At 69.8% G+C, this 13,891-nt stretch carries 12 protein-coding genes; 5 read left to right on the forward strand and 7 right to left on the reverse strand.

Annotated elements, in window-relative coordinates; genetic code table 11:
• Positions 1-7 precede the first annotated feature (7 nt).
• Positions 8-1,033 (reverse strand): alcohol dehydrogenase catalytic domain-containing protein, encoded by a 1,026-nt coding sequence (locus tag MCHLDSM_RS26910; protein WP_048472745.1) that lies wholly within the window; start codon positions 1,031-1,033, stop codon positions 8-10.
• 1 nt (position 1,034) lies between these two features.
• Positions 1,035-2,972: a flavin-containing monooxygenase gene (locus MCHLDSM_RS26915; RefSeq protein ID WP_082169083.1), complete on the reverse strand. Its 1,938-nt coding sequence runs from the start codon at positions 2,970-2,972 to the stop codon at positions 1,035-1,037.
• A 271-nt stretch (positions 2,973-3,243) separates the two neighbouring features.
• Here MCHLDSM_RS26915 and MCHLDSM_RS26920 point away from each other — a divergent pair, with 271 nt between their 5' ends.
• Together MCHLDSM_RS26920 and MCHLDSM_RS26925 are read left to right on the forward strand one after the other, a co-directional pair.
• A complete protein-coding gene (locus MCHLDSM_RS26920) occupies positions 3,244-3,489 on the forward strand; it encodes a CDGP domain-containing protein (protein ID WP_048472747.1) in 246 nt (81 codons plus the stop codon).
• 38 nt (positions 3,490-3,527) lie between these two features.
• Positions 3,528-3,881, forward strand: coding sequence for a hypothetical protein (locus MCHLDSM_RS26925; protein ID WP_048472748.1), 354 nt, complete (start codon positions 3,528-3,530; stop codon positions 3,879-3,881).
• Positions 3,882-3,891: 10 nt separating this feature from the next.
• On the opposite strand, the gene MCHLDSM_RS26930 is transcribed toward MCHLDSM_RS26925, so the two are convergent.
• Positions 3,892-4,686, reverse strand: a complete 795-nt coding sequence (locus MCHLDSM_RS26930) for an SDR family NAD(P)-dependent oxidoreductase (protein WP_048472749.1) — start codon at positions 4,684-4,686, stop codon at positions 3,892-3,894.
• A 202-nt stretch (positions 4,687-4,888) separates the two neighbouring features.
• Between MCHLDSM_RS26930 and MCHLDSM_RS26935 the strand changes: the two genes are divergently transcribed.
• Positions 4,889-5,671, forward strand: coding sequence for a glucose 1-dehydrogenase (locus MCHLDSM_RS26935; protein ID WP_048473021.1), 783 nt, complete (start codon positions 4,889-4,891; stop codon positions 5,669-5,671).
• On the opposite strand, the gene MCHLDSM_RS26940 is transcribed toward MCHLDSM_RS26935, so the two are convergent.
• The gene (locus MCHLDSM_RS26940) at positions 5,668-8,424 is read right to left on the reverse strand and encodes a helix-turn-helix transcriptional regulator (RefSeq protein ID WP_234714203.1); all 2,757 of its coding nucleotides are present in this window, start codon (positions 8,422-8,424) and stop codon (positions 5,668-5,670) included. The two genes, MCHLDSM_RS26935 and MCHLDSM_RS26940, sit on opposite strands and share 4 nt — an antisense overlap.
• Before the next feature lie 56 nt (positions 8,425-8,480).
• Positions 8,481-9,455, reverse strand: a complete 975-nt coding sequence (locus MCHLDSM_RS26945; RefSeq protein WP_048472751.1) for an NADPH:quinone oxidoreductase family protein — start codon at positions 9,453-9,455, stop codon at positions 8,481-8,483.
• A gap of 100 nt (positions 9,456-9,555) precedes the next feature.
• On the opposite strand from MCHLDSM_RS26945, the gene MCHLDSM_RS26950 reads away from it, so the two are divergent.
• The gene (locus MCHLDSM_RS26950; protein ID WP_048472752.1) at positions 9,556-10,527 is read left to right on the forward strand and encodes an alpha/beta fold hydrolase; all 972 of its coding nucleotides are present in this window, start codon (positions 9,556-9,558) and stop codon (positions 10,525-10,527) included.
• On the opposite strand, the gene MCHLDSM_RS26955 is transcribed toward MCHLDSM_RS26950, so the two are convergent.
• Positions 10,503-11,843, reverse strand: coding sequence for a flavin monoamine oxidase family protein (locus tag MCHLDSM_RS26955; protein WP_048472753.1), 1,341 nt, complete (start codon positions 11,841-11,843; stop codon positions 10,503-10,505). The genes MCHLDSM_RS26950 and MCHLDSM_RS26955 overlap by 25 nt on opposite strands.
• Positions 11,844-11,924: 81 nt before the next feature.
• On the opposite strand from MCHLDSM_RS26955, the gene MCHLDSM_RS26960 reads away from it, so the two are divergent.
• Entirely contained in the window at positions 11,925-12,929 is a 1,005-nt protein-coding gene (locus MCHLDSM_RS26960) for a TIGR03617 family F420-dependent LLM class oxidoreductase (protein ID WP_048473022.1), read from the forward strand.
• Positions 12,930-12,955: 26 nt separating this feature from the next.
• Here MCHLDSM_RS26960 and MCHLDSM_RS26965 read toward each other — a convergent pair whose 3' ends face one another.
• On the reverse strand, positions 12,956-13,885 hold the full coding sequence (locus MCHLDSM_RS26965) for an amino acid permease (protein ID WP_234714204.1): 930 nt from the start codon (positions 13,883-13,885) through the stop codon (positions 12,956-12,958).
• Positions 13,886-13,891 lie beyond the last annotated feature (6 nt).

The raw sequence follows: 13,891 nt of genomic DNA on the forward strand, positions 1-13,891 counted from the left end.
GGATTGCTCACGGGGTCAGCATGATCTTCACGTGTCCGTCGGCCCGCGACATCGCGGCGGCGTACCCCGCGGCTGCGTCGTCCAGTGGCATCTGTGCGGTGAAGATTCCGCTCACGTCGAGGCGGCCCGCCCGCAGCAGCGGAATCAGTTCCGGCCATGTCTGCTGCACCGGTGCGGTGGCGAACCGGATCGTCAGGCTGCGCAGCAGGCAGGCCAGCACCGGCAGCGGGTAGGGCTGCAGGTCGTGCACACCGACCACCGACACGGTCCCGCCGGTGCGCACGCAGGCCAGCGCGTCGTCGAGTGAGGCGTCGGTGCCGACGGCGTCGATCACCGCGTCGGCTCCCAGTCCTGCGGTCGCTTCCAGCACCGTGGCGGCGCCTGGCGCCGGCACGGGTGTCGCACCCGCCTCCGCGGCCCGATCACGGCGCCCCTCGACCGGATCGATCGCGAAAACCCGTGCCGCGCCGAGCACGTACGCGCTGCGCAGCGCGCACTGGCCCACCGCGCCCGCGCCGATGACCGCGACGGACCCGCCGACCGGGATGTCGGCGCGCGTGGCGGCCGCCCAGCCGGTGGCGAGGTTGTCGGTGAGCAGAAGCGCCGCTTCGGTGTCGATCCCCTCCGGGATCCTCAGCAGCTGGAAATCGGCTGCAGGCACCGCCAGCAGGTCCGCCTGAGCGCCGCCGAGCAGCCCCGAACCGAAGATCTGCGGACCCGAGATGCACTTCACGGGATCGGCGGTGCGGCAGCCCGCACAATGGCCGCACCCGGCCACCGAGGACACCAGTACCCGATCGCCCACAGTGAAACCCTGGACCTGCGAACCGATCTCGACCACCACGCCGACAGCCTCATGCCCCACGGCGACCGGGTCGGCGATCGGGAAGTGCCCCTCGAGGAAATGCAGATCCGAACCGCAGATGGCGGTCGACGTCACCTCGACGACGGCGCCGTCGGGCCCGGGCAGCACCGGGTCGGGACGGGTCTCGACACGCACCGCGTGGTTCGCGTCGATCAGCACGGCACGCATGTCAGACCGTCTCCTCGGTGTCGACGCGGAACTGCGACCAGTCGGGATCCTGCAGTGCCGAACGGTATTCGCACAGCCGCCACGGACTGACGGTGTGGATCTCGCCGTCGTCGTTCTTGAAGTAGGAGTGCTCGACGGCCGGATGCGCCCACACCGTCTGGGTGATCTTCTCCTGCGTGCGCCGATGCCACGCCGCGGTCGGCTCCGCCAGGGGCTCCATCGATGCGGCGCCGTGGGAGATCAGGTGCGCCAGGCACGAGTTGATGTAGCGCATCTGCAGCTCCGAGTGCATGATCAGGCTGCCGCCGTGGGCGAGGTGGGTGCCGGGACCGTACATCATGAAGAAGTTCGGGAACTTCGGCACGGTGATGCCCAGATAGGCGAACGGGCGCCGACCCCATTCCTGGTGCAGGTCGGCGCCGTCGCGTCCGATGACCCTCATCGGCATCAGTACCTCGGTGGCGTGAAAGCCGGTGGCGTACACGATCACATCCGCGTGGTGTGTCACGCCGTCGGCGGTGACGACCCCGTCGGGCACCACACGCTGCAGAGGTGTGCGGACCAGCGTCACGTTCGGCCGCTTCAGGGTGGCCAGCCAGCTGCCGTTGTCCTGCAGCGTGCGTTTGCCGGTGGCCGGGTAGTCGGGCAGCACGCGCGCCAGAAGGTCCTCGTCATCACCGACCTGCGTGGTGATCCAGTCGGTGAACATCATCCGCGCCAGTGCATTGATCTCGCTGACCGCGTGATCCTGGTCGGCGTAGGTGGGGTCGACGCGTGCGGCGTCGAGGCCCTTGTCGGCACCCGGCCACAGCAGCAGGAACCGGTACCAGCGCGCGTAGTACGGCAGGTTGTCCATGGCCCAGCGCACACCGTCGGGCACCCGCTCGTGGTACATCGGATTCGGGAACATCCACTGGGCGGTGCGCTGGAACACCTCCAGGTGCGCGACGGTGTCGGCGATCGCCGGGGCGATCTGGAAACCGCTGGCGCCCGCGCCGACGAGGGCGACGCGCTTGCCGGTGAGGTCGACGTCGTGGTTCCACCGCGCGGAGTGAAAAGCCGGACCCGCGAACGTGTCCCGGCCGGGCAGGTCCGGCAGATTCGGTCGGTTGAGCTGACCGACGGCGGTGATCACCGCGCGTGCGGTCAGCGTGTCGGTGCCTTCGTCGCTGCGCACGGTCACCGTCCAGTTGGCCGTTGGTTCGTCCCACTGGGCCGCCAGCACCTCGGTGTTCCACCGGACGTGCGGGTTCAGCTCGTGGCGCTCCATCACGTCGGCGAAATAGGCTGCCAGTTCCGGTTGTTCGGCGAAGAAGTGCTGCCAGTGATTGCTGGCTTCGAAGCTGTAACAGTAGAGATGATTGGCGACGTCGACGCGGGCGCCCGGGTAGGTGTTCTCCCACCAGGTGCCACCGGGTCCGGCGTTCTTCTCCACGATCTGGAACGGAATCCCGGCCTGTGCCAGGCGGATACCGGCGAGGATCCCCGACTCGCCGCAGCCGATGACGATGACCGGCAACGCCGCTGCACGCTCGGGGTCGACCGGGTCGGGACGGCGCGGGTCGACACCGTCGAGGTCGAGCTCTTCGAGCACCAGCGGCAGATTGGCGTCATCGACTGGTTCGCACGCCGCCCAGTCCAGCATCTCCTTGACCAGATCGGGAGGCAGGGGCGCCAGCGGCGGGCACCCGCGGTCGCGGTAGTCCACGATCACCGGTAGCGCGGCGTCGCGTGCACGCGCTTTGTCCTCCTCGCTCATGAATCCCTGAACTTCGTTGAGAAACAGGCCGGCCTGGGAGAAGTCGCGGATGAAACGCGGGTCGCCGGTGAGGTGGACCATCGACAGCAACAGGGTCGGGATGCTGACGTCGGCCAGCGCTGCGGCGATCTCGTCGGTGGGAGTGTCGAAACGCCGGCCGGCGTGGAATGTCCGCGTCACCGGTGCTCCTCTCGCCATAACGCAACGTTCCGTAGCGTATCTGTGCGGATGGGGCGGCGCAATGAATTCACGTAATCGGCACTGATGTCGCTCACATTGCGCTGACCTGCACCGAGTGACGAAAATCCCGACGGAATTCGCCTGCGGGCGCTTCGCGGTCGGGCGCACAATCGACGTATGCATGCGCCGGAGGGAGGGGTGCGTGGGGTCAGGCCTCCGGTGCAGCTGCGTTGCGGCGCGGTGCGCAGGGAGGAGGACAGTCATGACAGCCATGAGGAAGATCTGGCTCGGAGCAGGTGCCGCGGTGGCACTTCTCGGCGCGGGCCTCGTCACCGCCGGGCCGGCATCGGCGCAGCCGCCGTGTGGCAACTTCCAGGTCTGGGGCAACGGGGGTGGCCGTTGCGATTCCGGGCCGGGGCCCGATGGCAGCTTCACCCGTTGCGACACGGTCTACGTGTTGGGCATCGGCGGAACGAACTGCTATCTGGTGCCCGGGCCGCCACCGCCGGCGGCGTAGAGCGGCGGTGCCGGCGTCCGCTGTTGTAGATTCACGGCATGGAAGTACTACGTTCCGTAGTTGTCTTGCTGCACCTCGTCGGGTTCGCGGTCACCTTCGGAGCATGGGTCGCCGAGGCGGCCGCGCGCAGGTTCACCACGACGCGCGTGATGGACTACGGCCTGCTCGTCTCGCTCCTCACGGGCCTCGCACTGGCGGCACCGTGGCCGGCCGGAATCGCCCTGAACTACCCGAAGATCGGCGTCAAGCTGGTCATCCTGATCGTGCTCGGAGGCGTACTGGGCATGGGGAACGCCCGCCAGCGGCGCACGGGTCATCCGGTGCCGCGTCCGCTGTTCGCCGCGGTGGGGGTGCTGGCCCTGGCGGCCGCAGCCATCGCCGTCGTGTGGTGACCGGCTGACCTCACTGCTCGCCGAGGCCCATCAGGTCGGTGACGTGATGATCCCGGCCGGCGGTGTAGCCACCGTCCACGGCGATGGCCTGACCGCTGACGAATGCGGCGTCAGACGACACCAGGAATGCCGCCACGGCGGCGACCTCCTCGGGGCGGCCGAAACGCCGCAACGCGTGCTCGTGGCGTAGTTCCTCGCGGGGACCTGCCATGCCCTCGATCCCCATCACCGACTCGAACAGCGGCGTGCGGATGAAGCCGGGGCAGATCGCGTTGACGCGGATTCCGCTGGGCCCGTAGTCGATCGCCGCGTTCTTGGTCAGCAGGACGACGCCCCCCTTGGAGGCGTTGTAGGCGCTCCCTCCCGCGGTGCCCTCGATGCCCTCGACGCTCGACAGCGTCACGATCGCGCCGCGCTCACCGTTCACCCGGTCCTGCGTCGTCATCTGCGTGAGCGCCGCACGCATCACCACGAAGGTCCCTTTGAGATTGACGTCGACGACCCGGTCCCACTCCTCGTCGGGCAGCAGGTGTATCGGACCGCCTCCTCCGACGCCGGCCGAGTGCACCACGCCGTCGAGTCGCCCGGTCTGATCGACCACACGTTGCACGGCCGCGCCCACGACCGCACCCTCGAGCACGTCCCCGCGCAGATAGGTGACCGCGTCCCCGAGGTCCGGCGCGTCGGGGGCCAGGTCCATGCCCACCACCGTCGCCCCCTCAGCGGCCAGGCGCCGCACCGTGGCCTCTCCGATGCCCGAGGCCGCGCCCGTCACCAGAACCCCTTTGCCCACAAGCCCGTTCATTCGCACAGTATGGCCGACGTGGTCATTCGTCACGGTCGTCTTCGATCAGCGTGCGTGCAGGCACGCGGCACGCCGCGCACGGACGTGCGGACACGTGTGCTCGGCAGATCACGCCGACACCACGGAACACTGACCATCCACCCGGCGTGATCTGTATGGTGTGGCCACGCCGCCCGTCACCGGCGCCGACGCAGGAGGAACCATGACAGCACGGTTGGCCGGCAAGGTCGCTCTCATCAGCGGCGCGGCGCGCGGGATGGGCGCCTCGCATGCGAAAGAGATGGTGGCTCACGGCGCCAAGGTGGTGTGCGGCGACATCCTCGACGCCGAAGGCGAGCGCGTCGCCGCAGAATTGGGCGGCGACGCCCGATTCGTCCACCTCGACGTCACCAGACCCGAGGATTGGCAGTCCGCCGTCGCCACCGCGGTGGAGGAGTTCGGGACGCTCGACGTCCTGGTCAACAACGCCGGCATCCTCAACATCGGCACGATCGAGGACTACGACCTCGCGGAATGGCACCGCATCCTCGACATCAACCTGACGGGAGTGTTCCTCGGGATCCGTGCTGCGGCAGGCCCGATGAAGGCCGCGGGGCGGGGATCGATCATCAACATCTCCTCGATCGAAGGCATGGCGGGCACCGTGGCCTGTCACGGCTACACCGCGACCAAGTTCGCGGTCCGCGGCCTGACGAAGTCGACCGCCCTGGAGTTGGGACCGTTCGGGATCCGGGTGAATTCCGTCCACCCCGGGTTGGTGAAAACGCCGATGGCCGACTGGGTTCCGGAGGACATCTTCACCACGGCGCTGGGCCGCATCGCCCAGCCCCGGGAGGTGAGCAACCTGGTGGTGTACCTGGCCAGCGACGAATCGAGCTATTCCACCGGCGCGGAATTCGTCGTGGACGGCGGGACGATCGCCGGCCTCGCGCACAAGGATTTCGCCGCCGTCGACGTCGCCGCGCAACCGGACTGGATCACCTAACCGTCTGCCGGCCGGTCCATCCGCCTGCCCAGTTCCGTGCGCGAGCTGATCCCCAGTTTGCGGTAGACCCGGGTGAGGTTGTGCTCGACGGTCTTGGCGCTGATGAACATCGCCGCTGCGATGTGCTTGTTCGTCGCGCCGGTCGCGGCCATCTCGGCAACGCGCCGCTCGGAGGGCGTCAGCGCGGTCAGATCGTCGCTCGGTATCACCACGGTGCGCGAGAGTTCGGCCCGCGCACGTTGTGCCCACAGCGGGATACCGAGCCGTTCGAAGGTCTGCAACGCCTCGGTGAAATGGGCAGCTGCGGACTGCTTCTGGCGCAGCCGGCGCTGCACCTGGCCGAGCACGAGCTGGGTCCGGGCCCGTTCGAACGGCATCGGAAGCCGGGAATGCTCGGTCATCGCCCGATGCGCGGTCCGCTCGGCGGCGGCGACGTCGCCGGCGGCGGCCTGAAGAATGGCCCGGCACCGCGCGCCGACGGCTTTCATCCAGGCGCGGTCGTGCTCCGCGCCGTCACGCTCCAGCCGGCCGGTCAGCGCGTCGGCATCGTCGAATCGTCCGACCGCGACCATCGCCTCGACCGCGTCCGGTAGGTGCCACCCGTACATGATCTCGGTGGACAGCGACGGGCCGGACAGAAACGACGAGTCCAGTGCGGCCAGAGCCTCACGGTGATTGCCGAGCGACTCCTCCAGGAAACACACCGTCATGCCGGGCCAGTCGGCGATGTGGGAAGCGCTGCGACTCTTCGTCGCAGCGAGCACCCAGTCGGCGTCCTTGCGGGCTTCCTCCACGCGGCCGGCGAACGCCGCGGCCACCGCACGCACGGTCATCGGGATGATCAACACGTCGTCGCCGCCGAGTTGCTCGGCGCGCTCGACGGCCTCGGCGGCGCGGGCGGCGGCCTCATCGAGCTGCCCGCACCAGATGTGGTTCATCGCAAGGAAACCGGCGATCGCCATCATGTCGCTCTCGGCGCCGCGCTCGGCGCACACCTCGCGCAGCGCCGTCAGCTGTTCGTGTGCCTGCGCCAGGCGGCCCGTCCAGGACAACGTCAGCGCGTGGACCAGAGGGGCGCGGAAGATGATCGGGACGTCGAATGCGCTGTCATGGAACTCCAGGGCGCGCCGCAGCGCCTGCGCGTCGAGGCCCCGCCCGCGCTGGAAGCTGAGGTACACCCACCAGGCCAGCGCCGCGCTGGTAACAGCGGGCACCCCCAACTCGTCGGCGAACTTCACGGCGTCACGCGCGTGCCGGGTCGCATCGTCGGGCTCGCCGATACTGTTGAGCGCGAACGACAATCGCAGCAGAATCTGCACCAGGACCGGGATGTTGCCGACGGCGTCGTCGACGGCGCGGCGCAGCAGTTCCACCGCCTGCTCGTGCTCGTTCTGGTACATCAGAACCGTGGCGAGCAGGCTCGCCGCCAGGGCGCGCAGGATCGCGGGCTCGACCGCGTCGACGGTGCCCAGCACCTCGCCCGCCCGGGCGGTGTTGCCGGCCAGGAAGTGGTTCTCCGCCGACGTGAGGCGCCGCACCGTGGTGTCGCCGCCCAAACCGATGGCCAGGTCGACCAATTCGGCTGCGGCCGCCGGTGCGCCGCGGGCCCGGGCCGAGTCGGCCGCGGTGTCGAGCGCGGCGAAGATCTCGTCGTCTCCGGTCGCCGACGCCAGCGCCAGATGCCGGGCCTTCAGCTCGGGCAGGGTCTCCAGCGCGGCCAGCCTGCGGTGCATCGCGCGGCGTGCCGGTGTCCCGGCGTCGGCGTAGACACCGCTGGCCAAGAGGGGATGGGCGAACCGCACCCGGTTTCCCTGCAAGGTCAGGATGCCGGCCGATTCGGCCTGTTCGATGCGGGTGGCCACCTCGTCTCGGCTCACCCCGGTGGCCTGGGCCAACAGTTCCACGGACGGGTCGGCCACGCAGGCCGCGGCCAGCAGGAGCGCGCGGGCATCGTCGTCGAGCCGGCCGATCCGGCTGCGGACCACGTCGGACAGGGTCGGGGGCAGCGCCTGCTCGGTGACGGCATGGCCCTCGCCGATCGCGCGCGCGAGTTCGAGGGCGAAGAACGGGTTGCCGCCCGAGATCTCGGCGATGCGCAACACCGTGGGACGGGAGAAGGTGCGGCCCAGGCGCTCCGAGATCATCGTGTGCAGCGCGCCGGTGTCCAGGGGGCGCACCGCGATCCGGTCGACGCCGTCGGGCCTGCCCAGCGTCACCCAGCCGGCCGCCGTGCCCTCACCGGGGCGGCACCTCTCGCTCAGGAGCACACCGAACCGGCCGCGCAATCGGCGCACCGCGAACTCGATCACGGTGCGGCTCGACGTGTCCAGCCATTGCACGTCGTCGACGGCGACGAGCACCGGGGAGGCGTCGCCGAGCGCATGCAGGACGGCGACGAAACCCGCGGCCACCACCCGGTGATCGGTGGTCGGCCCCTCGGCGCCCGCCCGCAGCAGCACCCTGTCCAGGGCGAGTCGCTGCAGTGCCGGCAGCCCCGCGAACACCTCGGCCTCGACGTCGGCGAGCAGGTCGGCCAGCGCGGCGAACGCCATCACCGACTCGGCCTGCCCGGCACGTGCACCGAGCACCGTGAAGCCGTCGGCCCGCGCCCGGTCGACCAGCGACAACCACAGCGTGGTCTTGCCGATGCCGGCCTCGCCCTCGATGATCAGCCCGGTGGCCCGCGATGATGCGGAACCGAGGAATCCAGCAACCAGCGGATCGTCGAAGGATCCTGCGGGAGCGGGCGCCACGCCCTCCACTATCGCAGCGGGCAAAGAACCGCGCAAAGTCCGCACGACATGGCCGGTCAGCGGACTGCGACGACCACCTTGCCCCGCGCGGTCCGGTTCTCCAACGAGGAGATCGCCTCAGCGGCGCGCTCCAGCGGGTACACCTCGGGTTGCGGTGCGGGCACCGCACCGGAGGCCAGCAACGGCTCGAGCTCGGCCCACTGCTCGGCCAGATAGCCCGGGTGCGTCATCGTCCAGGCCCCCCAGCCGACCCCGACGGCGTCGACGTTGTTGAGCAGCAGCCGGTTGACCTTCACGGTCGGGATCTCCCCGCCGGTGAACCCGACCACGAGCAGCCGGCCACCAGGCGCGAGCGAGCGCAGCGAATCGGTGAAGCGGTCCCCGCCGACCGGGTCGAGCACGATGTCGACGCCACGCCCGCCGGTCAGCTCCTTGACCGCGTCCTTGAAACCGTCAGCCGGGATGACGTCCGTCGCGCCGGCGGCGCGCGCCACCTCGGCCTTGGCGTCACTGCTCACCACGGCGATCGTGCGTGCCGCGCCGAAGGCGGGAGCCAGGCGCAGCGTCGAGGTGCCGATCCCGCCGGCGGCCCCGTGCACCAGCACCGTCTCGCCATCGCTCAACCGTCCGCGCGTCCGCAACGCGAAGTGCACCGTCAGGTCGTTGAACAACAGGCCGGCACCGGCTTCGAACGACACCGAGTCGGGCAGTTTGAACAGTTTCTCCGGTTGCAGCGCAACGACTTCGGCCATCGCCCCGTAGAGCATCGTGAGACCGGCGACCCGATCACCCGGCTGCACGTGCGCGCCCGCGGGAGCGCTGCGCACCACACCGGCGATCTCGGCGCCGGGGCTGTAGGGCAGATCGGGCTTGTACTGGTAGAGCCCACGGGACTGCAACGCGTCGGGAAAGGCGACACCCGCGGCGTGCACGTCGACGAGCACGGTGTCGTCGCCGGCGGTCGGTTCGTCGATCTCGACGAGTTCGGCGGCCTGCGGCCCCTCCAGGCTGGAAATCTGTATCGCGCGCATCCGACCATTGAACCGCACCGGTACGCGCGCCCTGCGGCGGTACAGTCACGAAATCCGGCAACATGCGCATGCGCACCGCAGCAACCGAGGAGAAGCGGCTATGGCGACACGTGGTGGGGTTCGACGGCGCGGCGCCGGCTTCGCGCCCGCGCAGAGCCTGGCCCACGGCCGCGTCGTCGACGTGCGCTCCCGCGACGGGGTGCGGCTGCACACGGAGGTGTTCGGTCCCGAGGACGGCTCTCCGGTGGTGCTGGCCCACGGCATCACCTGTGCGCTGCGGGTGTGGGCGTACCAGATCGCCGACCTGGCCCGGCACCACCGCGTGATCGCGTTCGACCACCGCGGCCACGGTCGCAGCGGCGTCCCGGCGGGTCGGGGCGGTTACAGCCTCGACCATCTGGCCGCCGACCTCGACGCCGTGCTGGACGCGACGCTCGCCCCCGGCGAGCGCGCCGTCATCGCCGGGCACTCGATGGGAGGCATTGCGATCACCTCCTGGGCCGAACGCCATCCGGACCAGGTCGCGCAGCGCGCCGCCGCGGTGGCGTTGATCAACACGACGACCGGTGACCTGCTGCGCCACGTCAACCTGCTGCCGGTGCCCGCCTCGCTGGCCGAGGCCCGTGTCCGGGCGGCGGGCACGGTGCTGCGGACGTTCGGCGGAGCACCGCTGGTCCGCGCCGCCGACCGGCCGAGCCGCCGGTTCGTCCAGATGATCGCCGTCGGCCGTGATGCCGACGCCGCGGTGGTCGATTTCGTGTTCGAGTTGTTCCACACGACCCCTGCTGCAGGGCGCGGGGGATGGGCGCGCGTGCTGGTCGACCACCTGGGCCCGCAGCACATCGGCCTGAAGAACCTGACCGTTCCCACGATGGTGATCGGCAGCGCGAAAGACCGGCTGCTGCCGATGGTTTCGTCGCGGCGCATCGCCGCCACCGCGCCCAACCTGGCGCGCTTCGTGGAACTGCCCGGGGGCCACTGCGCGATCCTGGAACGGCCGTCCGAGGTCAACGAGCAACTCCGGTGGCTGATCGAGACGGTCGATGCTCAGGAGCGCCGCGTCAGCTCCTGATGCGCCTCACCGGCCGCGCGCACGCCGGAGCGCACCGCACCGTCGAGGAATCCCGTCCACACGTCGGAGGTCTCGGTGCCCGCCCAGAAGATGCCGTCGACCGGTGCCCGCAACCAGCGGCCGTATGTCGTCCAGGAACCGGGCGGGACTGCGGCCGTCGGACCGCCGGGTGCGAATTCCTGTGCGCCCCAGCAGTAGTCGAGGTAGTCGATCGGGGTCGACGCGGCATCGCCGAACAACGCGGCGAATCCGGCCAGCGCCGTCTCACGGCGCTTCTCGGGCGTCAACGGGTCGAACGTGCGCGCGTCGGTGAACCCGAGCAGCACGCCGGGGCCCGTGTCACGGGGGCTGACGTCGAACGTGATGAACACCGGACCTTCGTCGGACAGGGCCTCACCCGAACATCCACCGTCGCGCCAGAACGGCCGCTCGTAGGCGGCGTAGGCCTTGCTCAGGTGACCCTGCGGCCAGTGCCGGGCGAGCTCCTCGTACTCCCCGGGCAGCGGCGGATCGAAGGCGATCCCGTCCCGGTGCTCCGGCGGCACCGCGACGATCACAGCGCCCGCGGTGAATTCGCCGCGCTCGGACACCACGGTCAGCGTGCCGGCCCGGCGCTCGATGCGACGGACCGCGGCGCCGAGTATCACCCGCTCCCCGAGGTGCTCGGCCATCCGCCGCGCGATCTGCTGGGTGCCGGCCAGGAACCGGTCCTGCTGCGCGCCGCCCTTGACGTCGAGCATGCGGCCCAGCCCGCCGGCGGCCTTGACGTAGCGCGCCGCATGCAGCATGGACACCGCGTCGGGCTCACACCCCCACGTCACCCGCGCCATGATCGCCATCAGGTCGCGGGTGGACGCACCGGCGTGCATCGAACGCAGCCACTGCTCGAGGCTCTGCCCGTCGAGTTCGCCGGCGATCGGCGACGTCCAGGGATCGGCGACGGGAACCTTGCGGCAGATCCGCTCGAACCGCCATTGGATGCGGGACACGTCGACCAGCTCCAGGATCGACAGCCGGGGAATGGTGCTGCGGTAGGAGCGCACCCGGCCCCGCCAGCGGATCAGGTTCTTGCCGTGGCCGTACGTCGGCACCGTGTCGCAGCCCACCTCGGCGGCCAGCGCCAGGACCGCATCCTGCGTCGGTCCCACGAAGGTCGCGCCGAGATCGACGGGCACGCCGCCGACCTCGCCGGTGAAGGACCGGCCACCCACGCGCTCGCGGCCTTCCAGCACCAGGACGTCGCGTCCGAGGCGGGTCAGTTCGCGCGCCGCCGACAGGCCCGCGAAGCCCGCTCCGACGATGATGACGTCTGCCATGACAGTGATTCTGGCGTGCCTGTCGACGCGTAGCGGCGTTTGTCCTCCGAAAGCACGCTAATGTCGCCGCTTGTGCAGGTGATGACGGCGTTGTTCGGTCCCGTCGGCGCGATCGAACGGGCGACGGCCCTGCGGGACGCGGGTGCGAGCGGAGTGTTCACGTTCGAAGGGCCCCACGACGTGTTCTCGCCGCTCACCCTGGCCGCCACGGTGGGTGGGCTGGACCTGATGACCAACGTCGCGATCGCGTTTCCGCGCAACCCGATTCACCTCGCTCATCAGGCCGTCGACCACCAGGTGCTCTCCGGTGGTCGGTTCACGCTCGGGCTGGGCACCCAGATCCGCACGCAGATCGAGAAGCGCTTCGGCGCGGAGTTCGAGCACCCGGTGGAGCGCATGCGCGACCTCGTCGGTGCGCTGCGCGCGATCTTCGGCGCGTGGAGCACGGGGGAGCGGTTGGACTATCGCGGCGAGTACTACCGGCACACGCTGATGACGCCGACCTTCAGCCCCCGCGAGGACTTCGCGCCGATTCCGATCTACGTCGGGGCGCTGGGCCCCCGGCTGACGCGGATGGCCGCCGAGGTCGCCGACGGCCTGCTGGTGATGCCGTTCGGGTCGAAGCGCTTCCTCACCGAGGTCACGATGCCCAACGTGGACGCAGGGCTGGCCGCGGGCGGGCGTGGCCGCGCCGACCTGGCGATCGTCCCCGAGATCATCGTGTCCGTCGCCGATTCGGACCCCAACCACGCGTCGGCCCGGCGGCTTCTGGCGTTCTACGGCTCCACCCCCGCCTACCGGCCCGTGCTCGACGTGCACGGGTGGGGGGATCTGCAACCGGAGCTGCACGCGCTGTCCAAACAGGGGCGGTGGGCCGAGATGGGTGGGCTGATCGACGACGACGTCCTGCACACCATCGCCGCGTGTGGCACCCCGGCCGAGGTCGCGGCGCACATCCGGGACCGGGTGGCGGGCGTGTCGGACCGGATCTGCCTGTATCAGCCCGGGCCGATCCCGGTGGACTCGTTGAGCGAGATCGTCGACGCGCTGGCCGGCAGGGAGCAGGTTCAGCCGGCGACGACGTAGAACCCGAGTCCGCGCCTGCGGTTCTGTCAGAGGCCGGCGGTGCGGGCGGAGTCCGGGATGGCGTCGGCGTACGGTCCGGTGCTGCGGTCGTGCAGCGGATGGACGACCATGTAGATCAGACCGATGCCGACGACAACGGCTGCCGACAGCGCGACGATCCAGTTGTCGTACCACGCAGCGTCGGGCGTTCGCGGCCACGCCATGTTGATCATCGCGGTGACGCCGTAGACCAGAGCTGCAACGTTGACCGTCAGTCCCCACTTGCCCAGCGAGTACTTGCCGCTCGGAACCCAGCCCTTCAACCGCGCGCGAAGTGCGGCCAGCACCACCATCTGGAACCCGAGATAGATCCCGAACGCGGCGAAGCTGATGATCTTGGTGATGGCATCGGTGGAGAACTTCGAACCGACGACGATCACGGCCGGCACCGCCGCCGCGAGGAGCAGTGCGTACGGCGGAACGTGCCGGGTGGTCGAGAACTTCTTCAAAAGTGAACTGCCCATGATCATTCCGTCGCGGCCGTACGAGTAGGCAAGGCGACTGGCGGCGGCCTGCAAACTCATCGCGCAGGACAGGAACGAGATCAGCACGATCGCGAGGACCGCCTTCGCGCCGACCGGGCCGAAGGCCTCGTTCAACACGGAGCTGACCGGGTCGGGGTTCTCTCCTGAGATGACCCCGGGAATGTCGGTGACGGCCAGCACCAGCGCGAGACAGACGAACGTCGCCGCGGCGCCACCGACATAGATGGTGCGGCGCATGGCCTTCGGGATCAGCCGGCCCGGATCGGGGACCTCCTCGGCCACGTCGTGCAGTTCACCGCCGGCACCACCGTGCACCTCTACAGCGAATCCGCTGGCACCGACCCCCGTGTCTTCGGAGCGGGCTTCGACATCACCGCAGAACGGAAGCCGCACTTCGGTTTCGGTGGTGGCGTACACCATTGTCTGGGTCACTTCGTG

It is taken from the genome of Mycolicibacterium chlorophenolicum, from assembly GCF_001044235.1.
GTDB lineage: Bacteria > Actinomycetota > Actinomycetes > Mycobacteriales > Mycobacteriaceae > Mycobacterium > Mycobacterium chlorophenolicum.

Coding starts and splice junctions, on each gene's coding strand:
- MCHLDSM_RS26910 (WP_048472745.1), bottom strand. CDS start 1,033: ATGCGTGCCGTGCTGATCGACGCGAACCACGCGGTGCGTGTCGAGACC.
- MCHLDSM_RS26920 (WP_048472747.1), top strand. CDS start 3,244: ATGAGGAAGATCTGGCTCGGAGCAGGTGCCGCGGTGGCACTTCTCGGC.
- MCHLDSM_RS26925 (WP_048472748.1), top strand. CDS start 3,528: ATGGAAGTACTACGTTCCGTAGTTGTCTTGCTGCACCTCGTCGGGTTC.
- MCHLDSM_RS26930 (WP_048472749.1), bottom strand. CDS start 4,686: ATGAACGGGCTTGTGGGCAAAGGGGTTCTGGTGACGGGCGCGGCCTCG.
- MCHLDSM_RS26935 (WP_048473021.1), top strand. CDS start 4,889: ATGACAGCACGGTTGGCCGGCAAGGTCGCTCTCATCAGCGGCGCGGCG.
- MCHLDSM_RS26945 (WP_048472751.1), bottom strand. CDS start 9,455: ATGCGCGCGATACAGATTTCCAGCCTGGAGGGGCCGCAGGCCGCCGAA.
- MCHLDSM_RS26950 (WP_048472752.1), top strand. CDS start 9,556: ATGGCGACACGTGGTGGGGTTCGACGGCGCGGCGCCGGCTTCGCGCCC.
- MCHLDSM_RS26955 (WP_048472753.1), bottom strand. CDS start 11,843: ATGGCAGACGTCATCATCGTCGGAGCGGGCTTCGCGGGCCTGTCGGCG.
- MCHLDSM_RS26960 (WP_048473022.1), top strand. CDS start 11,925: ATGACGGCGTTGTTCGGTCCCGTCGGCGCGATCGAACGGGCGACGGCC.